Source organism: Salicibibacter cibarius, from assembly GCF_016495725.1.
GTDB lineage: Bacteria > Bacillota > Bacilli > Bacillales > Marinococcaceae > Salicibibacter > Salicibibacter cibarius.
Map to the genome: position 1 here is coordinate 3756957 of NZ_CP054705.1, position 19190 is coordinate 3776146.

Below are 19190 nucleotides of genomic sequence, written 5' to 3' on the forward strand. Positions count from 1 at the left end.
GAGGGAAGGCAAGCGTCACACCGACATCACCTTAACAAGGGGCACATTCCCTACACACGGAGGTAGGAACACGGAATGGAAACAAAACTTGCTAGGATAACGGAATTAGCTAAGAACAACTCAGATATGACATTCACATCTCTTGCACACTTGCTGAACAGTGAATACCTCATGCAATGTCATCACCAACTTCCTAATCGTAAAGCACCTGGGGTAAAGGGAACAACCAAGATGACGTATGAGCAAAATCTTGAGGAGAATATCGAAGATTTAGTGCTTAGAATGAAACAGAAGAGTTATTGTCCCAGCCCAGCTAAGCGGGTCTATATTCCAAAGGATGAGAAGGGAAAGAAAAGACCACTGGGCATTCCTGAACATGAAGACAAAATTGTTCAGAAAGGAATGGCGCCCATTTTGAACGCCATCTATGAGAATGATTTTCTGGACTGTTCATTTGGTTTTCGTCCCCAACGCAACTGCCACGATGCATTGAAGGTATTAAATGTGTATATAGAGAAAAGACCTGTGAGTTACATCGTTGATGTGGACATAAAAGGTTTCTTTGATCATGTTGACCACAAGTGGATGATGGCTTTCCTGAGAGAGCGTATTGTAGACCCGAGCTTTCTCCGAATCATTGCTCGGTTTCTCAAGGGCGGGTACATGGAGCAGGCGAAACACTATAAGACTGAGAGCGGAACGCCTCAGGGAAACCTGATATCGCCGATACTAGCGAATGTCTACCTGCACTATGTTCTGGACCTTTGGTTTGAAAGACATGTGAAGAAAAGAATCAAAGGGCAGGCCTATCTTGTGCGGTACGCAGATGACTTTGTCTGTTGCTTTCAGTATCAGGAGGATGCGTATGCATTCTATGATGCCCTTAAGCTAAGGTTGAACAAATTTAACCTCGAAGTGGCGGAGGATAAGACGAAAATTATTTCTTTTGGGAGGTTCGCTGAGGAAAATCATAAAAGGGCTGGGAAAGGAAATCCACCAACATTTGATTTTCTGGGCTTCACACATTACTGCAGCAAGAGCAAGGAAGGCAAATTTCGTGTGAAACGCAAAACAAGTAAAAAGAAAATGGCCTCCAAGTTAAAGCGAAATAACGAATGGCTGAAAGCTAATCGTCACCTGGATATGAAGGACATAGTCCGTAAACTAAGCCGCTCTCTACAGGGTTATTACAACTACTATTGCATCACAGACAACGTAACCACTGTGGTGAAGTTTCAGAATGCGGTCATCCAACAATTTTTCAAATGGATGAACCGGAGAAGCCAACGTAAGTCGTTCGGTTGGGAGAAGTTTCGGTTATTTCTTATGAAGTTTCCCTTACCGAACCCAAGGGCTAAGGTAAACATCTATGAACTAAGAAACCATATTAGCTATATTCTGTGAAAGATGTTGGTGAGGAGCCGTGTGCGTTAATTGCGCCCGCACGGATCTGTGGAGGGGGGAGGAGCACAATCCATACTCAAAGGAGAGGCTCCCTCCTACTCGACCCAAGTCCTTATAGCGGAAGCCTTAGTTTTTCTTATACTTTAATCCTTGACTAAAGTTAAACATTCTTAAAGTGCAAAAAATGCTGCTGCTGCAAATCCTAAAGCTATGAATAAAAATTCAGCTTCCATATTCTATGACCCCTCCATTTTTTAGTGATTTTCGTCCCCCCCCGAAGGGCCGTTTTGCGCCTCTTATCCTCACGGAGGGGATCGACTTCTGTTTGAGCAATCACATGGCTTCTATGATTTTTCTTTCCTCGACATCGTCACGGCTTGCTTGATGCCGTTTTTGAACGTAAATTTCCCGTACATGAGCACGCCACCTTTATAAATACGTGCCGCGAGAATGTTAAACAGAATCGCGCTGATTAACAGAATACCAATAATCAACGCCACTTCCCACATCGGTACCGTGCCCATGCCGATGCGAAGGAACAGAAGCTGCGGTGCGAAAAACGGAATATAGGACATCACTTGAATGAACGTCGTATCCGGGGTATTCAGACCGAAGATGGCGATGAAAAAGGCGATCATGGCTACGATGATTAAAGGTTGCAGGGCTTGGTTGACTTCTTCCGCACGGCTGACGAGCGCGCCAAGCATCGCGGCCAAACCTCCGTATAAAAAATACCCGAGAATAACAAACAACAAGGCGTATAACAAGAGAGACATGTCGGGGGCTTCCCCTATGATTGTTTGCAATAGCTCATCATCGCTCATCGTAAGCCCGATACCAGCTGAAGCCCCAAGCGCGGCCAAACTAACGAGGCCAACGACACCGATCCCCACGAGCTTCCCTAACATTTGCGTAATGGGATTCACACTGGACACGATCAATTCCATGACACGTGACGATTTCTCGGTGGCTACTTCGGTGGCAATCATCGTCCCGAAAGTGATGACGATCAAGTAGATAGCAATAACCAGGACATAAACCATCCAATAGGCTTGCATTTGCGATTCCTCGGTTTGCACTTCCCCGTCCGGGGTAAGCGGCTGTTCATTAAAAGAAATCGGCGCATGAATCATTTCGAGTTCGTCTTCATCTAAATCGAGTTCGCTTGTGACGACGGCTTCTTTTACATTTTGCACATCTTGATTAATCTCTTGACCAATCGTAAAATCATTATCATCACCGTAAAAATCAACATTGAGATCGACCGCGTCGCCACTCAACGCCAGCACATACTCGTATTCCTCATTTTCCGCTGCCGCGATCGCGTCTTCTTCATCGCCCTCGGTATAATTCACATAGTCAAAAGGCCCGTCTTCATAGCCTTCAAGCATGTCACCGATGGCATCATCCGTCGTCTCATCGACGACCGCGATACGCTGCGAGCTGCCCCCTTCATCTTCATCTGAAAACACCGCTATAATTTGGCCCGCATTCATCAATCCTATGATGAGAAGCACCATCGTTAACGTTGACCACATGAATGCTTTCGATTTTAATCGTCTGTTCACCGTATGCCCGACGGTAATCCAAAAGTTATTCATCTTCGTCTCCCCCTGCCTTATCTACAAAAATATCGTGCAACGAAGGTTCCTCGACCTCAAATTTGCGGACAAACCCTTCCTGGGCAATCGTGTAAAAAAGATCTTCAGCCACTTGTTCATTTTCAACTTTTACAGTTGCCCCATCTTTTGTATTATCCAGGCTTAAAACCCCGGGGCGATCGTCCAAGAACTGTAAATCATAGTCTGCTCGAATACTGATGCTTTTCATGCCGTATGAACGTTTAATCTCTTTCAAATTGCCTTGAAGGACAGGCTCCCCGCGTTTTAGCATAATAAGGTCTTCACACAGTTCTTCCACGTTTCTCATTTGGTGGCTGGAAAAGACAATCGTCGTCCCTTTTTCCTGTAAATCTTGCACCGCATCACGCAACATATCCGTGTTCACCGGATCAAGACCGCTAAACGGTTCATCCAAAATTAAGAGCTCCGGGTCGTGTAGAACGGCCGCGATAAATTGAATTTTTTGCTGATTGCCTTTCGATAACTCTTCGATTTTCTTGTTTTCATATTCCGGGACTTGGAATTTTTCCAGCCACCGGCGCATGGCCTCTATGATATCCTGTTTTTTCATCCCTTTGAGCCTCATCAAATAAATCAATTGTTCTTTCACGGTCAGCTTCGGGTATAAGCCTCTTTCTTCAGGAAGGTAGCCCACCAAGTGGGTACGTTTGTAGGAAAGTTGCTTCCCGTCCCATGTCACGGAGCCGTTGGTCGGGTCGAGCAACCCTAAAATCATCCGGAAAGTTGTCGTTTTTCCCGCGCCATTTGCCCCGAGCATTCCGAACATGCTGCCTCTCTCCACAGTAAGAGATAAGCCATCCACAGCCTTGTGTTTGCCGAATTTTTTTTTGACATCGTTAATCATGAGTGTCATGGAATTCTCCTTTGCATTTAATAATAACTCGCATCAATCAGCTATCGCTTCCAGTATCTCTTCGCGAAAAGTCTTATCTTCAAAAAATTGCTCGATAAAAATTGACATGTTCCTCCCCAGTTTAAAACTTTGCCACCAACTGAGATCATCGTTCAAAACTACCAGCTCCATGACATTGCCATCCTCGGTTGTAGCATACATCGCCTGATTAAGGACAAAAGCCGTCGATCCTCCTTTTTGTCCGAAAGATTCGATGCCTTCAATGTCAGCCGTTCCTGCTTCCAATATGTCCATAAGGATGGCTGTTGCTCCTTCATTGGACCACTCGTCTGTATGAATATCGTGTAGCCATTCTCCGTATGAAGCGGCTGTGGCTGCCGGCAAGCGATCCGACCACATCCTCTGTTCATCCATTGAAAGTGTGAATCCTTCTGCACTAGCATCAAGCTCACCTTGAACGATCGCTTCATGATACAATTCTACCTGTGATCGATAGTCTTCCATCGGTAACGAAGCCGCTTCCTCCCCAATATCTTCGTACATAAGCAAGGGGCTAACGAGTGGGTAGACGGGATCATGATCCGTTAATCCCCATTCTTCAAGCCTTTCATTGATAGACTCGATCCCGATTTTTTCAAGTAAAAAATCCGTGTTCGCGTTTGAACTGAAAACAATCATTCCCTCGACGACTTCTTGTAGGGGGACGGTATCCTCGCTTTCGGAATCCAGTTGATCAAGCCACTGAGGATGCGCCCCGCCTTCGGTATTTTCCATGTGAAAACGTTCCAGGTCATCCAGATTTATCGCTTCATCAGGGTCGATGTCACCCGCGTCCACAGCTTCTGCATAGACAGCGGCAATCACGATTTTCACCGTGCTCGCCAGCGGTCTTTGCTCATCAGTTGACGACTCACTAGCACTTCGCCGTTCTCGGCAACATACATTGAAGAATTCTCGTCCTCGGACAAATGGTCAACGACGTACTGTGTATCTTCACGAAAGGCAAAGTAAGCAAGGCTTCCGACAATTAGCGCGATGCTGCCAACTGAAATCAATCCCCATTTTGTATACACAGACCTTTCCATAAAAATAATGCCAACACCTACAATAAGCGCGCCTATAAACGGTGAGATGATAAGATTGGTGATCGCGATCGATGCCACGAGGACGATCACTACCGTTCCGGTTGCCCGAAAATAATTCCACGTCGTTCGCTTATCCTTTTTCAAAAGCGGCAATGCATTAATAACGACAATAATCAAAAACACAATTACGATAAACGACGGCATAGCTTACACCCCATTCGTTTCCTCGTCTCGAAGCAGCAACGGCAGGCTTTCATGCAAGCTTAAACTCTCGCGTTTCATAATTTGAGCGTCTCGTGCCGCCAACCATTTTTCCGTCGCTTCGGCATCATTCGTTAAAATCTGAGGCAGGGCGCCCTCTATACTGACTTTTTGGATGCCGGGGGCTTCCTCGACCCCGGTGACGGATTTGGCTAGCCAGATCCGCTTAAATTGTTGAGCGAGTGAATCTTTTTCCATCGGCTCTCGTGTTTTTCCATCTTTCATCATCACAATATAGTCGGCGAGGCGCCCAACTTCATCCGCGATATGTGTGGCAAATACGATGCTGCAATTGGGGTCTTCTTCCATTTTGTGAAGTAACATTTTCTCTAATTGTGTCTGCCCCTCCATATCCAAGCCTGCGAACGGTTCATCGAGAAGCAAGAGCGATGTGTCGCGACTGAGCTGCAGGGCAAGAACCGTCTTACGTTGCATCCCGACGGATAGTTTGTTAATTCTTTTTCGGAGCGGCAGCTTGAATTCATGCACAAAGGCTTGGAATCGGTCATCTTGCCAACTGTCATCATGCGCTGCATGCAGATCCCGCAATTGTTGCAGGCGAAAAGGAAGCACTTCCGGAAAGGTTTGCGGCACATAACTGAAAGCGGCTTTTGCTTCAACACTGTGAATATTGTGACCCAGAATATTCGTTTCTCCCTTCCCGGGATAATCACCACTCAATGCTTGAAACAATGTCGTTTTACCAGCACCGTTATTTCCGATTACCGCCGTAATCGTGCCGGCGGGGATCTCCAGATTGATTGGGCCGAGCGTAAAATCATCTCCCATTTTTCTGACAACATTTCGGCACGTCAGTGTATGCATCTCTTATCTCTCCTCTTTCAAAACGGTGGACAATAATCGCTGAATCTCTGTATCCGTATATTCATGTTGGCGGGCTGTTTTCACGGCTTGCCGCAAGGCATCTTGCACCGCTTGCTCTTTTAAGATCGAGCGTTTCTCCCGCGTCACTTCGCGAACGAACGTCCCCTTGCCGCGATACGTTTTGATATAGTCTTGCTGCTCTAGGTTCTGATACGCGCGCCGGGTCGTAATCACGCTACATCCCAATTCGGAAGCAAGAACGCGAATCGATGGGAGAGCCGTGTCCGCCGGCAAATAACCGGACACAATGAGCGCCTTCACTTGCTCTTCGATTTGATGATAAATCGGCTCTTGCCGGTCTTCATTGACTTCAATCGGGAGAGGCACGAACATCTCCTCCCTTCCGTTTGATGCGTCTGCGACCCAGTAAAGCGAAGACGAGGAGCGTTAAACAAACAATGATGATTGGGATGACAACATTCCACAATAGATCTGCTTCTTCGGCCAGATAAATTGAAAATGCCATAAACGTGCCATCAAAAGGAACAAGCCAAATCCATACAACGAGATAAATTAATAAATAGAGGAAAAGGATAAAATACGCTCCGCTATAAAGATGGACTCTTTTTCGATAATATATCCCAATCTCTTCGAGTGCCGTGTACGTCGGTATAAAAGCAATAGCGGCCCAAAAAACAAGAAAACTGTAAAACGCGGGATCAGTAAACGTGAAAGAGAACACGTTCGTAAATAGCGATGCAAAGCAAATAGCAATCGTCATAATGACAGGTCCTTGCAGACCTTTCACCAGCATCCTGCTATAAAATAAACGCTTCTCCGGGATCGGGAGCCGCCTAGCATACGTATAGTAAGGACTCGACCATTTCGATGTCGACAACTCTTTCGATCTAAAGCCTTTGAGATGTACATTACCTAGCGTTAGGAAAGCAAATAAGAAAGAGATCTCAACAACCCCTTTGGCAACATTCCATCCAGAATCCATACTTGCCATTACATATATGAATCCAGCGTAAAGCACGCAGATCATCAATCCGAGAGCATGACCGCGCACATTCGTTTGTTTCCACTCAAACAGTGCTAACCGAAATATTTCTTTCACGTCTCTCACCCCCCATCCCTTTGTTTCCGTATCTTCTGCCGCCCTGAATATTCAACGACCCATAACGTGACGAATACAATGGCTCCGGCAATACCCAACATCACTGTCGGACGGGCAACTGCGTATTCAATCGTAAAACGCATAAATGTTCCGTTATAAGGAATGAGCCACACCCAAATGACAAGGTAGAAGACAAAGAACCCGATGATCCATGCCGCTGCTTTCAGGTTCATTTTCTTACCCTCTTTCATGCTGTATCCAATTTCATATATCGCGTTCATCGTGGAAATCAAGACAACAGCGATCCAAAAAGCAGTAAAACTTATAAATGCATAATCTCCAAATGAAAACGGAAATGGATCAGGGGCAAAGATCACTGCCAAAGACGCCATTGCAAACATGAGCACGGTTAGATACACGGCTTTAACGAGCAAACGACTGCGGAATAAAGCCACTTCCGAACGCGGTAATCGCTTCATATAACGATAAAAGGAGGTCGAAAGCATATCATCGTTCATCTTAGTCAGATTAAACGGCTCACCGCTAAACTGGGACGTGCCTAACCAGAGGATAATCGCTAAAATTAACCAAAAGTCCAATCCCTGAACTATTCCTTCATCTTCTCCCAATCCCGCGACAAAGGCTAAGAGAATGGCGTAACATATCAACACAAAAAGCGCGCTAACAACACCCCGAATACTCACGTTCTTCCATTCAAACCAGGCTAGGCGGAATACATCCCTTATCATCATGAACAACTCCTCAACTGTTCATCTGTTTATATCTACATATACAGTATAACATCCCCTGTCATTTTGCAACTGTTTTTTGTAAAAAAAACACACGCCCGCGCTTGGACGTGTGAATCATTTGCAGATTTCTTTTTACAGGATAAGCATACCGGCAATCGCGCCGTTCATTAAATTACCGAGAATCGCGGCAATCAACGCTCGCGGACCGTACTGGGCAATTTCCTGCCGGCGTTCCGGCACAAGTGCCCCTAAACCGCCGATCATAATCGCGATCGTACCGATGTTGGCAAACCCGCAGAGGGCAAAAGTTGCAATCGCGATCGTTCTCGGATCCGTAATCGCTCCGGCTTCCATGGCTTCAATGAGCGTGCCGAAACCGACAAATTCGTTGATAATCGTTTTCTCCGCAATCATCTGGCCGACGAGCGTCGCTTGTTCCCAAGGGACACCGATTAAAAATGCCAAAGGAGAAAAGACAAAGCCGAATATGGTGGCGATCGTCAAATCTTGACTGATGAGCCCCAACCCAATATCAAGCAATTCTACAAGCGATACGAAGGCAAGCACCATTGCACCAACGTTCAAAGCCAGCCGCAGCCCATCGGTCGTCCCTCTTGCCGCCGCATCAATGACATTTCTTGTGTCTTTATCTCTTTCGAGTTTAACATCATCCGTCGTCTTACTGTGTTCCGATTCGGGAATGACCATTTTAGCCATGACCAATCCGGCAGGTGCTGCCATAAAACTCGCGACGATCAAGTAATCCACCGGTGCTCCCATGGCGACCAGACCACCGAGAACGGAACCGGCAACGGTGCCCAATCCAACGGTCATAACCGTAAAGAATTCCGAGCGTGTCATTTGATTCAAATAAGGTTTAATCGTAAGCGGAGATTCCGTAATTCCAACGAAGATATTCGCAGTTGCGGCAATGGATTCCACTTTACTCGTCCCTAAGACTTTTGAAATGAGACCGCCCAGGATTTTAATCAACCAGGGCATAAACCCTATGTAAAACAGCACACCCATTAAAGCAGCGAAGAAAATGATAACAGACAAAACATGAATGAAAAACGTGTTGCCATTGTTGAGCGCCATTAAATCTTCCCCGAACAAAAAGTCAATCCCTGCATCTGCAGCGCCTAAAATGCCGGTTACAAATTGACTGAGCACAGCTAGCACTTCCTCGCCTACACCCCATCCGAGGAAAAGCAAACCGATGGCAATTTGAATCGCCAAGGCGCCTAAAACAGTCCTTACATTAATGTTCTTCCGGTCCACAGAAAGCAAGAAAGCGAGCCCCAACAATACAACAATTGCGATAAGCCCCCATGCAATGTTGCCCAATAACTCCATATCTCGCGCTCCTCCCGTAAAATTTTTTGATTCATTGAAAATAAGTGCTTGTATGAACAAGTAGGCTTAACGTTAGATTACCATGGTCATGGTGCCTACCACAATAAGCGCATCAACATTTCCGTCAGCGACCATTCTTACGGTTGCGGGCAAGTTCGATGATTTGCTTTTCTTCTTCCGTTTCCCCGAATACTGCAGGTACCTTTGCCGGCTTTCCTTGATCATCAATTGCTACCATCGTCACAAAAGAGGTAGTCGTTGTTTTCATGTCTCCGGTCGCCGGATTTTCTACACTTACATGCACATAAACGACCATCGATGTCCGTCCGGTTGATGCTACCCATGCTTCAACATTAACAAGATCTCCTGATTTTACGGCTGCATGGAAATCAACGCTATCCACCGAAGCCGTGACAACGATTTCACCTGAATGCCGCATAGCCGCGATTGCCGCTGCCTCGTCAATATAGGCGAGAACATTTCCGCCGAAAATTGTTTGCAGATGATTCGTATCCGATGGGCTTACCAGGTGCGATTGAAGTGTATGGGAACGGGATATTGGTTGCGTTTCTTTTCGTTTACTCATGACGAACACCTTCCTATATCATAATTACCTTATTAAACCTACATTTTTTGATGTGGTTCGTCAAATGTGATTGCGCTATCACAGCGGGCGAGGACATTTTGAGCACGATTCGCTTTGTTTTTGTCCCCACCTACCCCAAGTGTGGACACTTTACCCGCGATTCACCTTATTTTTGCCCCGGATCAATCATACGGTTAGTGACCCTTTCATCGTTCCCCTCTCTGCTGTTCGGGTGTTAATTGTATGATTAGTGACCCTTCGAGCGTGTTTTTACTGCTGTTCGGGTGCTAATTACGTAGTTAGTGACCCTTCTACCCAGTTTTCACTAATGTTCGGGTCCTAACCCGCAATTGTACGTCTCCGTTCGAGCAAAAACCACCGGCGCATATGCCTAGTGGTAATGTAAAACCCTTCGCCGGGTTTTGTAGCCCAATTTTCCCGGCTTTCATGTACTTGATGAGAAGCGGACACGGCCGGTATTTTTCACGGAGTGTTTCATATAAATAATTCATGTTACGCAGGTGGCTATCGATAATCAAATACAGCTATTAGAAAACTTGGCTTCCGCCAAGCTTTGATGGCGAAAGCCTTAGTTGCACTTATGCAGGTAATAAATTTGATTTATACTTTCTTACCTGCTAAAAAAAGCCAAGCCCATTCAGTTGAGCTTGACCTTTCGGGACATTCATGCTGTAGGCGTTAAGATTGCACTTCCAAAATAATTTTGCCTCTCGTTTTTCTGCCTTCCATGAGCTCATGCACACGCGCGGCCTCTTCAAGAGGAAACGTATGACCAATCTGCAGCTCTAGCTCTCCCTTTTGCAAATGGGTAAACAACGTTTCCAAACTAGCCTGCATTAACGCTTGCCTTCGCATGATTTGCGGCAAAAAGAAGCCGATAACGGATTGATTTTTTTCCATAAGCCGACCGGCATTAAGTTTGCTTTGTTCGCCACTCGCGGAACCGAAGATAACGAGGCGCCCGAAGCGGCCGAGCACTCGGAGTGTTTTCTCGAAAATATCTCCTCCGGCCATTTCCATGGCGACGTCCACGCCCTTGCCGTCCGTTGCCTCAAGGACTTCTTTTTCCCAACCTTCTTGGGTATAATTGATGCCCACATCAGCACCTAATCGCTTGGCATCCGCCAACTTTTCTTCCGTGCTTGCCGTCGCTATTACTTTGCCGGCGCCGTGCAATTTTGCCAGTTGAACAGCGATGCTGCCGACACCACCCGCGGCCGCGTGAACAAGAACGGTCTCTCCTTCTGCCATTTGGCCCATCGTTATCAACACGTGATAGGCACTCAACCCTTGTAACGGCAAGGCAGCCGCGGTAGAGAAATCCAATGTGTCCCCGAGGGGGATTAACCCACGCTCATCCGCCGTTACATATTCGGCATATGCCCCCGACCCTGTCATTGTAACGACACGGGAACCCGGCTTCACACTCGTCACTTCGGGACCGACTTCCTGTACGACGCCTGCCAATTCTGCTCCGGGGATAAACGGAAGCGGCGTTGGCACAACATATTGCCCTCTCCGTCGTGCGGTGTCCGCATAATTGACGCCCACACGATGAACGGCAATTAAGACTTCGCGTCCTTCCGGTTTCGGTCGCTCTACATCCACTGTTTCCAATACTTCCGGCCCGCCATAGTTCGAGAATTGAATTGCTTTCATTTTATCACCTTTTCGCCTTTCAATTATTTTATGAGCCAACCGCCATCGGCAAGAACATCAGAACCGACCATATACGATGCTTCCGTTGAAGCGACAAACGCAATGATATTGGCTATCTCTGCTGATTGCCCCACTCGTTTTAACGCCGTGTTCCGTTCAATGGCTTTGGAAAACCGTTCATTCGTCAACGCATCTTCAGTTAGCGGCGTTTCCACAAATCCCGGTGACACCGAGTTCACCCGAATGCCGTACGGCGCAAGTTCGAGAGCAAGCGCTTTTGTGAAATTAAGCGCCCCCGCCTTCGCCGAACTGTAATGGGGGATCTGCGCACCGGCTTGATGCCCGGATAACGAAGCCACATTCACAATCGCGCGTGGTCGATGCTCCGTTTCTTTTTCCGCTTGTCTGATCATTAAAGCGCCGAGTGCCTGCGAAGAAAGAAACACGCTTTTCAAATTCACATCCTGCATGGCGTCCCAATCTCCCTCTGCCGTTTCCATGATCGGGGAATGTTTAGATCCGCCTACGCCGTTGATCAGCACGTCCAATGTTTCACATTCCGCTTCTACAAAAGAGACAAGCTTATCTACCTCTTCCTTTTTCGTCACATCGGCGGGAAAAATGACCGCCCCCGGGACTTTTGTAGCCACATGTTGTAATTTCTCTTTCGTCCGGCCCACTAAAATTACTTTTGCCCCTTCATTGGCGAGCCGAACGGCTGTCTCTTCCCCAATGCCACTCCCTGCACCTGTTATCAAGGCCGTCATATCTTTAAATCTCATTGTGTCCTCTCCTTCACGATTGAATGCCGTGCAACACCATATCGACGAAAACACCTGCTACTTCTTCATCGCTGTATTTCCCTTCAGGGTTAAACCATTGATAGCTCCAATTTATTACACCGAGGATCGCGAGCGTGACGATGGGCGGATTCAGATCACTGCGAAATTCTTGTGCTGCAATTCCCTCTCGGACAATCTCTTCGGTCCGTTCTCTTACTTGATTGCGCTTGCGTGCAATTTCCGTGTAACTCTCTGCACTCACATGACGCATTTCCCGAAAAATAATATTGGCACTTGAGCGATGATGTTTTATTTTCATGACCATTAAGTAGACAACACCGACGAGTTTATCCCTGTTACTTTTTGTTTCATCTTCTGAGAGTTCTTCAATATTCCGAACCAACTCATCGATATAATCAAAATGGATTTCGGTTAACAATTCTTCTTTACTGGAAAAATAGTAATAGAATGTTCCTTTGGTGACTTCCAGCGAACGAACGATATCTTGTATGGATGTTTCTTTAAATCCTTTTTCCCCGAATAATTGAATGCTTGCTTTCTTTATTTTTTCTCTCATTTTTCAGCCCTCGCTACATCAAGCTTGTCCCTCCGTCAACAACGACGACATCTCCGGTTATATACTTCGAAGCGTCGGATGCAAGAAAGAGGGTGGCTCCTTTCAAATCGTCATCTCCGCCAAAACGGCGAAGCGGTGTAAACGTCAGCATTGCTTGGCTGTTTTTGTCCATCAGTTCCTTTGACATTTTCGTCTTAAACCAGCCCGGGGCAATGGCATTGACATTAATATTATGACGCCCCCATTTTACGGCTAAATCTTTCGTGAAGTTAATGACCGCGCCTTTGCTCGTATTGTAGGGAATTGTATCCATCATTTCCGGCATCGAGCTTTTCAGGGCAGCAACCGATGAAATGTTAATAATTCGCCCTCCCCCTTGTTCGATCATCACTCGGCCGACCGCCTGGCTCATGAGAAAAGTGCCGGTAATGTTGACATTAATCACCTTTTGCCAAGCTTCCAACGGCACGTCAACAACCGCCGCCCCCCAAGTTGCGCCGCTGTTGTTGATCAGAATATCAATGGAGCCGAACGTCTCTTGCGTTTTTGCGACGAGATTATCCACGTCTTCTTGGTCGGTCACATCGCATTGCAGAGCCAGTGTTTCCACTCCGTATTCATCTTTCAGTTCTTTGGCCACGTCTTCGCAGTTTTCCACCCTGCGTGAGCAGAGCACAACGTTAGCCCCGGACTCTGCCATCGTTTCTGCAAATTGGGCGCCGAGGCCTCGACCGCCACCGGTAACAATGGCTGTTTTTCCTTTGATGTTAAAAAGATCCAATACACTCATTAGATAACCTCCCTTAGGCTTTTTGAACATACAATGTCTATTAGGCTGTAAATTCTGAACCTTTTTCTGATACTGACCATTTAGTATGGACATATTATAACATAAATTTAGTTTAATTAAACAAAAGTTTTCATAAAAACAGAAAAAAATGCTTTGCTTGTTCAGGGTTGAAAAAAGAATCTGGTTGCAGGCAAAGCATGAGCTTTGAAAAGACATGAGGGCTATAAGTTTTTCAAACGGTAAATTTCCCGAGAATGGTCTTTCACTTTTTCTTCAATGCCTGAAAAATCAACATCCAACAACCGCAACTGACGGTCAACAAAATCAAAACGATCCTTGGTTTCGTTAAAACGAGTACTGATTTCTTTCCTTATACCTCTTTGACCATCGGTCAGCACTTTTTGGCCAACTTTCAACTCTTCGATGTTTTCATCCATTCTAGTCATTCTTTCTTCCATCGAAGTAACTTTTCCATCCATTGCAGTGATTCTTCCATCCATCGACGTCATTCTTTCTTCCATACGTGCTTGGCCTGATTTTAGACCTTGAATATCATCACTCATTCGTCCATATGAAGTTTTTAACTCCGTAATATCTTGACCCATATCATCCAATTTCGACAAAATTTGCTCTAACTTTTCTTCGCTCATCGCTCTCCCCTCCTTTTTTACAAAGATAATGCCATTTAATATCACAAGTGTACACGAACATGCATTCTTTGTCAACTAAATTCAGAAAGAAAAACCCCCGTCGATCCAACGTGGGATCAACGGAGGTTTCATTGTTTCAGAGATATTACTTACACATTCACTTTGCTCATGGAAATGCCACATGCTTTAGCTACACCTTCGCCGTATGCAGGGTCAGCTTTGTAGCAATTACCGATGTGTCGGAGTTTAATGAATTCCGGCGCATCTGATATATCACGGGCAGTATTGGCAAATAATAATTCTTTTTGTTCATCGCTCATCAGATTGAATAATTTACCTGGTTGCTCGTAATAGTTATCATCATCTTCCCTGAAGTTATACGCGTATGCATCGCCATTAATCTCCAGAGGTTCTTCTTTACGTTCCGGCGTTTCTCCCCATTCGCCGTAACTATTTGGCTCATAAGCAATTTTACTTCCGTGGTTGCCATCAACCCGCATAGCGCCGTCACGGTGATAGCTGTGAGCTGGGCATTTCGGTGCGTTAACCGGGATTTGATGATGGTTGACACCTAAACGGTAACGTTGCGCATCTCCATAGGAAAACAAGCGTCCTTGTAGCATTTTATCCGGAGAATAGCCAATGCCGGGAACAATATTTGTCGGCGCAAAAGCCGCTTGCTCTACTTCTGCAAAGTAGTTGTCCGGATTGCGATTGAGCACGAATTCCCCAACCGGAATCAATGGGAAGTCTTTTTTATACCATACTTTTGTAAGATCAAACGGGTTGTAAGGCATGTTTTTCGCTTCTTCTTCTGTCATGACCTGAATATAGAGCTTCCATTTCGGATAATCACCATTATCGATGCTTTCCAGTAAATCTTTTTGGTTGCTCTCACGGTCTTTTCCAATTGTTTCTTCTGCTTCTTGGTCGGTTAAGTTCTCAATGCCTTGCTGTGATTTAAAGTGGAACTTCACCCATACCCGTTCGTTGTCAGCATTAATCATGCTGTATGCATGGCTTCCGAATCCATGCATATGACGGAATGTTTTAGGGACGCCACGATCACTCATAACAATCGTCACCTGATGAAGAGCCTCAGGCAATGAGCTCCAAAAATCCCATTTGTTTTGGGCACTGCGCTGATTTGTGTACGGGTCACGTTTAACGGCGTGGTTTAAGTCCGGGAACTTGATTGGATCTCTGTGGAAGAAAACAGGGGTGTTATTGCCTACGAGATCCCAGACCCCTTCATCGGTATAAAATTTCAAAGCAAACCCGCGAATGTCGCGCTCATCATCTGCGGCACCGCGTTCACCGGCAACCGTTGAAAAGCGGGCGAACATGTCCGTTTGTTTGCCAACCTCAGAGAAAATATCCGCTTTTGTGTATTTTGTAATGTCATGGGTAACCGTGAACGTACCGTACGCGCCGGAACCTTTCGCGTGCATCCGCCGCTCCGGAATGACTTCCCGGTCGAAGTTTGCCATTTTCTCAAGAAACCAAAAGTCTTGCATAAGCATTGGACCGCGCGGTCCCGCTGTCTGAACATTTTGGTTGTCGGGAACCGGATTTCCAAATGCCGTTGTCAGTTTCCTGTTTTCATTGTTTTTGTTTTCGCTCATGAAAAGCGCACCTCCAAGTGATTTTTAATAAAAAACAAGCCGCATGTTAAATTGAATGCTTACTGCCATTCATTCCCTCGACAGTCCGCACACACCCCCTTTAACACAATATGATGAAAGTTAACGGGTTTATCAACGGTATAATTCGTTTCCTGAGCAACGGAGTTGAGCCATTCTTTCGGAAGATCCGCGTAGACCTCATCGATTTTCCCGCACTCCATGCACGTAATATGGTGGTGGTCGTCGATGTTAGCATCATAGCGGCTGGCGTTATCTCCCAATTTCAATTCCGAAATATACTCCGCATCTACTAAGTAACGAAGCGAATTATAGATCGTGCCATAAGCGAAGTTTTGACCTCGCTCACGAAGCCGGTCCATAATTTCAACCGCTGTCGGATGATCTCCCGACTCCCGTATAACTTCATAAACAGCTTGTCTTTGGGGCGTATGATAAGCTTTTGCCGACATGTAATTCACCCCTCACATCTACTAATTTATACTTAGTCTAAATTTATGTCAAGACATACGCTCTCTATAATTTCGGGCTGCAATGCATACAAAAAATTGTCATCATCGATTTATACACAAAAAGTGTGATAGTGTTATGATAAGGAAAACAGATTCAGAGGTGAAAAAAGTGGCTCAAGCAAAAAAGAAAAACACAAATAAAAAAGCACCAATCAAAATGTTGGTCATTATCACGCTTGCCCTTGTCATTGTCATGGGCGCGCTTTTATTCGTCGTAAATAGCGGCGGAAACACCACGGCTGTCGAACAGGCACCATCCGTTGAAGATGTTCCAACGACAGGAGATGAAGACGCTCCCGTTTCAATCATTGAATTTGGGGATTACAAATGTCCGGCATGTTCCGATTGGGATTCCGAAATCGTTCCCCAACTATATGACGATTATATAGACACCGGCGATGCTTCGCTGTCTTTTTACAATTATATTGGTTTTGGGGAAGAGTCATTGTTGGCATCTTTGTCTGCTCGCACCATTTATGAAGAAACACCCGACCAATTTTGGAACTATCATCACGCCCTTATGCAATATGCAGGACAACAGGGGTCACAAGTGACTACCGATCTTCTATTGGATTTAGCGGACGAGCATGCCCAAGATGTAGATCTAGATGAGCTGGAGGAAGCCATCCTTAACCAGGAAGCAATGCCGAGAATAGAAGAAGATCACAGTGTAATAGAAGAATTTGACGTACAAGCAACGCCTACGATTATGGTCAACGACCAAGTTATTGACGATCCGTTTGATTATGGTGCCATCCAAGAAGCCATCGACGAAGAATTGGCAGCTGCAGACGCATGACACGGCAAAGCCTCTTCTTATACGCCGCATGGTTGCTGGCGCTCGTATCAACATTCGGAAGTTTATATTTCAGCGAAGTCGCAGATTTTGTTCCCTGTGAAATGTGCTGGTATCAACGGATCGCCATGTATCCGCTCGTGGTGATCCTCGGGATCGCTACCTTCCGTTCTGACTTCGGCATTCGTTTATATGCACTGCCATTTTCCGTTATTGGCGCTATCTTGGCAGCACTTCATTATGCGGAACAAAAAATACCGGCATTTGGCGGCGCAACGCCATGCGCGGAAGGGGTGCCATGCAGCGCCGAATACATTAACTGGCTTGGTTTTATGACCATTCCTTTTTTAGCCCTTATATCTTTCTTACTCATCACCATCTGTCTATTGTTCGTACGGCAATCATCCAAAAATTAAAGGTGGGAAAACCTTGAAGCAAAGGAGAATGACACTTCTTGTCACAACTTTGATCCTTCTGTTAAGCGCTTGCCAAGAAACGCAAGAAAACCAGCAAACGGATCATTCCGCCAAAGAAGAAAACACAAACAGCGAAAATAAGGAAGAAGATAACGATGATCCATGGGTTATCGAAGAAGAACGATTCAATGAGACCGAAACGGTGGAAGGGGTGGAAACCATTCAGAATCCGGATAATGTTCAAGTGCTCGTGAATCATGATTACGCCTTGCCGGAAGGCTATGAGCCTGACGATCTTGTCATTCCCGATGTGGCCTTCTCTTTTGATGAGGACGTAGAAAAACGGTATTTACGGGAACCGGCGGCAGATGCACTGGAAGATTTATTTGATGCGGCGGCAGATGACGGGCATGATCTTTTCGCCGTATCCGGCTTTCGTTCCTATGAACGACAAGATGCCGTTTTTGCAAATGCAGCAGCCGAAACGAGCGAAGAAGAAGCAAGCGAAACGGTTGCCACTCCAGGTAACAGCGAACACCAAACCGGATTGGCCATGGACATTTCCAGCGAAAGCAATGATTTTGAACTAAACACTTCATTTGCCGAAACGGAGGAAGGAGCATGGGTTGCCGAACATGCCCATGAACACGGATTTATCATCCGTTACCCGGAAGACGGGGAAGAGATAACAGATATTTCCTATGAACCCTGGCATCTCCGATATGTCGGCGAGGAAGCGGCAGAACTCATTTATGAAAATGACATTACGCTCGAAGAATTTTTCGAGCACGCCGGTAAAATATAAAGGGTGTTCCCCTAAACAGGGGAACACCCTTTAAAAAATCCATTCCATCAATGCCCAGCCTACCGCTCCGATCACACCGGCAACGACGGAATTAAGCACTTGTTCACTGTTAACGCGCTTCTCTTTGGACCAATCGATAATGAGCCATCCGACGAAGATGGCAAGCCCAAACCAAATGGCTTGCATGTTCCCCTCCCATTTCTAAACGTAAAACCGTTACACGTTATGTTGCCAACACCTGTTCCAATTCCCGAACAAGCATAACCCCCTCGCGAACGTACACCTGATCAACGTAGGCATCTTTTTCTTCCGGTGACGAAAATTGGTTCCATAGTGCACTGTACGCCGTGATCCCCTCATGGTCAAGTCCTGTTTGATACCGGTGGGACAAAATAAATGGTGTCCCCAACACAACCGTTGCGTCCCCGCTCCCGATTTCACCAACCGTCGCTGAAAATGGGATGCGTAAAAATTGATAGCCGTTGTCATCGGCGATTTGATATTCCATGTACGCGTGATCGTATTCCCATCCGCCTCCAATCATAAAGCCGAGGGGCCCTAACCTTTGTTCCAATTCCTTCAAGGGCATTTCCAAACCATTGATTTGTGATCGCAGTTCTAACATATCCACCGGCCTCCTATGAAGCAATTCGA

At 46.0% G+C, this 19190-nt stretch carries 23 protein-coding genes and 1 pseudogene; 4 read left to right on the forward strand and 20 right to left on the reverse strand.

Annotated elements, in window-relative coordinates; genetic code table 11:
• The first annotated feature begins 75 nt into the window (after nucleotides 1–75).
• The gene (gene ltrA / locus HUG15_RS18930; RefSeq protein WP_200124756.1) at nucleotides 76–1404 is read left to right on the forward strand and encodes a group II intron reverse transcriptase/maturase; all 1329 of its coding nucleotides are present in this window, start codon (nucleotides 76–78) and stop codon (nucleotides 1402–1404) included.
• A gap of 344 nt (nucleotides 1405–1748) precedes the next feature.
• Here the strand turns inward: ltrA and HUG15_RS18935 are convergent, their stop codons facing one another.
• The 18 genes and pseudogenes from HUG15_RS18935 to HUG15_RS19015 all read right to left on the reverse strand — a co-directional run bounded on the left by HUG15_RS18935 (nucleotide 1749) and on the right by HUG15_RS19015 (nucleotide 16459).
• Nucleotides 1749–3005, reverse strand: a complete 1257-nt coding sequence (locus HUG15_RS18935) for an ABC transporter permease (RefSeq protein ID WP_200124758.1) — start codon at nucleotides 3003–3005, stop codon at nucleotides 1749–1751.
• On the reverse strand, nucleotides 2998–3900 hold the full coding sequence (locus tag HUG15_RS18940) for an ABC transporter ATP-binding protein (RefSeq protein ID WP_200124760.1): 903 nt from the start codon (nucleotides 3898–3900) through the stop codon (nucleotides 2998–3000). The genes HUG15_RS18935 and HUG15_RS18940 overlap by 8 nt, the downstream gene beginning before the upstream one ends.
• 33 nt (nucleotides 3901–3933) lie before the next feature.
• Nucleotides 3934–4773, reverse strand: coding sequence for a serine hydrolase (locus HUG15_RS18945; protein ID WP_200124763.1), 840 nt, complete (start codon nucleotides 4771–4773; stop codon nucleotides 3934–3936).
• On the reverse strand, nucleotides 4770–5189 hold the full coding sequence (locus tag HUG15_RS18950; protein WP_200124765.1) for a hypothetical protein: 420 nt from the start codon (nucleotides 5187–5189) through the stop codon (nucleotides 4770–4772). Before HUG15_RS18950 ends, HUG15_RS18945 begins: the two co-directional genes overlap by 4 nt.
• A 3-nt stretch (nucleotides 5190–5192) precedes the next feature.
• The gene (locus HUG15_RS18955; protein ID WP_200124767.1) at nucleotides 5193–6071 is read right to left on the reverse strand and encodes an ATP-binding cassette domain-containing protein; all 879 of its coding nucleotides are present in this window, start codon (nucleotides 6069–6071) and stop codon (nucleotides 5193–5195) included.
• 3 nt (nucleotides 6072–6074) lie between these two features.
• On the reverse strand, nucleotides 6075–6464 hold the full coding sequence (locus HUG15_RS18960) for a GntR family transcriptional regulator (RefSeq protein ID WP_343073131.1): 390 nt from the start codon (nucleotides 6462–6464) through the stop codon (nucleotides 6075–6077).
• Entirely contained in the window at nucleotides 6442–7191 is a 750-nt protein-coding gene (locus HUG15_RS18965; protein WP_200124769.1) for a hypothetical protein, read from the reverse strand. Before HUG15_RS18965 ends, HUG15_RS18960 begins: the two co-directional genes overlap by 23 nt.
• Nucleotides 7192–7196: 5 nt before the next feature.
• The gene (locus HUG15_RS18970) at nucleotides 7197–7940 is read right to left on the reverse strand and encodes a hypothetical protein (protein WP_200124771.1); all 744 of its coding nucleotides are present in this window, start codon (nucleotides 7938–7940) and stop codon (nucleotides 7197–7199) included.
• A 135-nt stretch (nucleotides 7941–8075) separates the two neighbouring features.
• Complete coding sequence (locus tag HUG15_RS18975; RefSeq protein ID WP_200124772.1) at nucleotides 8076–9299, reverse strand: NupC/NupG family nucleoside CNT transporter; 1224 nt, start codon at nucleotides 9297–9299, stop codon at nucleotides 8076–8078.
• Nucleotides 9300–9423: 124 nt separating this feature from the next.
• Nucleotides 9424–9885 carry an acyl-CoA thioesterase gene (locus HUG15_RS18980; protein ID WP_200124774.1) on the reverse strand — a complete coding sequence of 154 codons (462 nt, stop codon included), beginning with the start codon at nucleotides 9883–9885 and terminating at the stop codon, nucleotides 9424–9426.
• Nucleotides 9886–10224: 339 nt separating this feature from the next.
• Nucleotides 10225–10418 (reverse strand): annotated as a pseudogene (locus tag HUG15_RS23740) (3-hydroxyacyl-CoA dehydrogenase family protein); the annotation flags it as partial.
• A gap of 166 nt (nucleotides 10419–10584) precedes the next feature.
• Nucleotides 10585–11565: a quinone oxidoreductase family protein gene (locus HUG15_RS18985; RefSeq protein WP_200124776.1), complete on the reverse strand. Its 981-nt coding sequence runs from the start codon at nucleotides 11563–11565 to the stop codon at nucleotides 10585–10587.
• Between the two features lie 23 nt (nucleotides 11566–11588).
• Nucleotides 11589–12347 (reverse strand): SDR family NAD(P)-dependent oxidoreductase, encoded by a 759-nt coding sequence (locus HUG15_RS18990; RefSeq protein WP_200124778.1) that lies wholly within the window; start codon nucleotides 12345–12347, stop codon nucleotides 11589–11591.
• Nucleotides 12348–12360: 13 nt separating this feature from the next.
• Nucleotides 12361–12924 (reverse strand): TetR/AcrR family transcriptional regulator, encoded by a 564-nt coding sequence (locus HUG15_RS18995; RefSeq protein ID WP_200124780.1) that lies wholly within the window; start codon nucleotides 12922–12924, stop codon nucleotides 12361–12363.
• 13 nt (nucleotides 12925–12937) lie between these two features.
• On the reverse strand, nucleotides 12938–13714 hold the full coding sequence (locus HUG15_RS19000; protein ID WP_200124782.1) for an SDR family oxidoreductase: 777 nt from the start codon (nucleotides 13712–13714) through the stop codon (nucleotides 12938–12940).
• Nucleotides 13715–13935: 221 nt separating this feature from the next.
• A complete protein-coding gene (locus HUG15_RS19005; RefSeq protein ID WP_200124784.1) occupies nucleotides 13936–14364 on the reverse strand; it encodes a hypothetical protein in 429 nt (142 codons plus the stop codon).
• Nucleotides 14365–14513: 149 nt separating this feature from the next.
• Complete coding sequence (locus HUG15_RS19010) at nucleotides 14514–15989, reverse strand: catalase (protein ID WP_200124786.1); 1476 nt, start codon at nucleotides 15987–15989, stop codon at nucleotides 14514–14516.
• 59 nt (nucleotides 15990–16048) lie between these two features.
• Nucleotides 16049–16459, reverse strand: a complete 411-nt coding sequence (locus tag HUG15_RS19015; RefSeq protein WP_200124788.1) for a Fur family transcriptional regulator — start codon at nucleotides 16457–16459, stop codon at nucleotides 16049–16051.
• 136 nt (nucleotides 16460–16595) lie between these two features.
• Here HUG15_RS19015 and HUG15_RS19020 point away from each other — a divergent pair, with 136 nt between their 5' ends.
• The 3 genes from HUG15_RS19020 to HUG15_RS19030 are packed head-to-tail and all read left to right on the forward strand — an operon-like array spanning nucleotide 16596 to nucleotide 18536.
• Entirely contained in the window at nucleotides 16596–17318 is a 723-nt protein-coding gene (locus tag HUG15_RS19020) for a thioredoxin domain-containing protein (RefSeq protein ID WP_200124790.1), read from the forward strand.
• Nucleotides 17315–17731, forward strand: coding sequence for a disulfide oxidoreductase (locus HUG15_RS19025; protein ID WP_200124792.1), 417 nt, complete (start codon nucleotides 17315–17317; stop codon nucleotides 17729–17731). Before HUG15_RS19020 ends, HUG15_RS19025 begins: the two co-directional genes overlap by 4 nt.
• 13 nt (nucleotides 17732–17744) lie before the next feature.
• Nucleotides 17745–18536, forward strand: a complete 792-nt coding sequence (locus HUG15_RS19030; RefSeq protein WP_246516408.1) for a M15 family metallopeptidase — start codon at nucleotides 17745–17747, stop codon at nucleotides 18534–18536.
• A 30-nt stretch (nucleotides 18537–18566) separates the two neighbouring features.
• Here the strand turns inward: HUG15_RS19030 and HUG15_RS19035 are convergent, their stop codons facing one another.
• Complete coding sequence (locus HUG15_RS19035) at nucleotides 18567–18722, reverse strand: hypothetical protein (protein ID WP_200124794.1); 156 nt, start codon at nucleotides 18720–18722, stop codon at nucleotides 18567–18569.
• A 37-nt stretch (nucleotides 18723–18759) separates the two neighbouring features.
• The gene (locus tag HUG15_RS19040; protein ID WP_200124796.1) at nucleotides 18760–19161 is read right to left on the reverse strand and encodes a YugN family protein; all 402 of its coding nucleotides are present in this window, start codon (nucleotides 19159–19161) and stop codon (nucleotides 18760–18762) included.
• Between the last annotated feature and the right edge of the window lie 29 nt (nucleotides 19162–19190).

Excerpts from the sequence above, each read along its gene's own strand:
- ltrA (WP_200124756.1), top strand. The coding sequence starts at position 76 with ATGGAAACAAAACTTGCTAGGATAACGGAATTAGCTAAGAACAACTCA.
- HUG15_RS18935 (WP_200124758.1), bottom strand. The coding sequence starts at position 3,005 with ATGAATAACTTTTGGATTACCGTCGGGCATACGGTGAACAGACGATTA.
- HUG15_RS18940 (WP_200124760.1), bottom strand. The coding sequence starts at position 3,900 with ATGACACTCATGATTAACGATGTCAAAAAAAAATTCGGCAAACACAAG.
- HUG15_RS18950 (WP_200124765.1), bottom strand. The coding sequence starts at position 5,189 with ATGCCGTCGTTTATCGTAATTGTGTTTTTGATTATTGTCGTTATTAAT.
- HUG15_RS18955 (WP_200124767.1), bottom strand. The coding sequence starts at position 6,071 with ATGCATACACTGACGTGCCGAAATGTTGTCAGAAAAATGGGAGATGAT.
- HUG15_RS18960 (WP_343073131.1), bottom strand. The coding sequence starts at position 6,464 with ATGTTCGTGCCTCTCCCGATTGAAGTCAATGAAGACCGGCAAGAGCCG.
- HUG15_RS18970 (WP_200124771.1), bottom strand. The coding sequence starts at position 7,940 with ATGATAAGGGATGTATTCCGCCTAGCCTGGTTTGAATGGAAGAACGTG.
- HUG15_RS18975 (WP_200124772.1), bottom strand. The coding sequence starts at position 9,299 with ATGGAGTTATTGGGCAACATTGCATGGGGGCTTATCGCAATTGTTGTA.
- HUG15_RS18980 (WP_200124774.1), bottom strand. The coding sequence starts at position 9,885 with ATGAGTAAACGAAAAGAAACGCAACCAATATCCCGTTCCCATACACTT.
- HUG15_RS18985 (WP_200124776.1), bottom strand. The coding sequence starts at position 11,565 with ATGAAAGCAATTCAATTCTCGAACTATGGCGGGCCGGAAGTATTGGAA.
- HUG15_RS18990 (WP_200124778.1), bottom strand. The coding sequence starts at position 12,347 with ATGAGATTTAAAGATATGACGGCCTTGATAACAGGTGCAGGGAGTGGC.
- HUG15_RS18995 (WP_200124780.1), bottom strand. The coding sequence starts at position 12,924 with ATGAGAGAAAAAATAAAGAAAGCAAGCATTCAATTATTCGGGGAAAAA.
- HUG15_RS19000 (WP_200124782.1), bottom strand. The coding sequence starts at position 13,714 with ATGAGTGTATTGGATCTTTTTAACATCAAAGGAAAAACAGCCATTGTT.
- HUG15_RS19005 (WP_200124784.1), bottom strand. The coding sequence starts at position 14,364 with ATGAGCGAAGAAAAGTTAGAGCAAATTTTGTCGAAATTGGATGATATG.
- HUG15_RS19010 (WP_200124786.1), bottom strand. The coding sequence starts at position 15,989 with ATGAGCGAAAACAAAAACAATGAAAACAGGAAACTGACAACGGCATTT.
- HUG15_RS19015 (WP_200124788.1), bottom strand. The coding sequence starts at position 16,459 with ATGTCGGCAAAAGCTTATCATACGCCCCAAAGACAAGCTGTTTATGAA.
- HUG15_RS19020 (WP_200124790.1), top strand. The coding sequence starts at position 16,596 with ATGATAAGGAAAACAGATTCAGAGGTGAAAAAAGTGGCTCAAGCAAAA.
- HUG15_RS19025 (WP_200124792.1), top strand. The coding sequence starts at position 17,315 with ATGACACGGCAAAGCCTCTTCTTATACGCCGCATGGTTGCTGGCGCTC.
- HUG15_RS19035 (WP_200124794.1), bottom strand. The coding sequence starts at position 18,722 with ATGCAAGCCATTTGGTTTGGGCTTGCCATCTTCGTCGGATGGCTCATT.
- HUG15_RS19040 (WP_200124796.1), bottom strand. The coding sequence starts at position 19,161 with ATGTTAGAACTGCGATCACAAATCAATGGTTTGGAAATGCCCTTGAAG.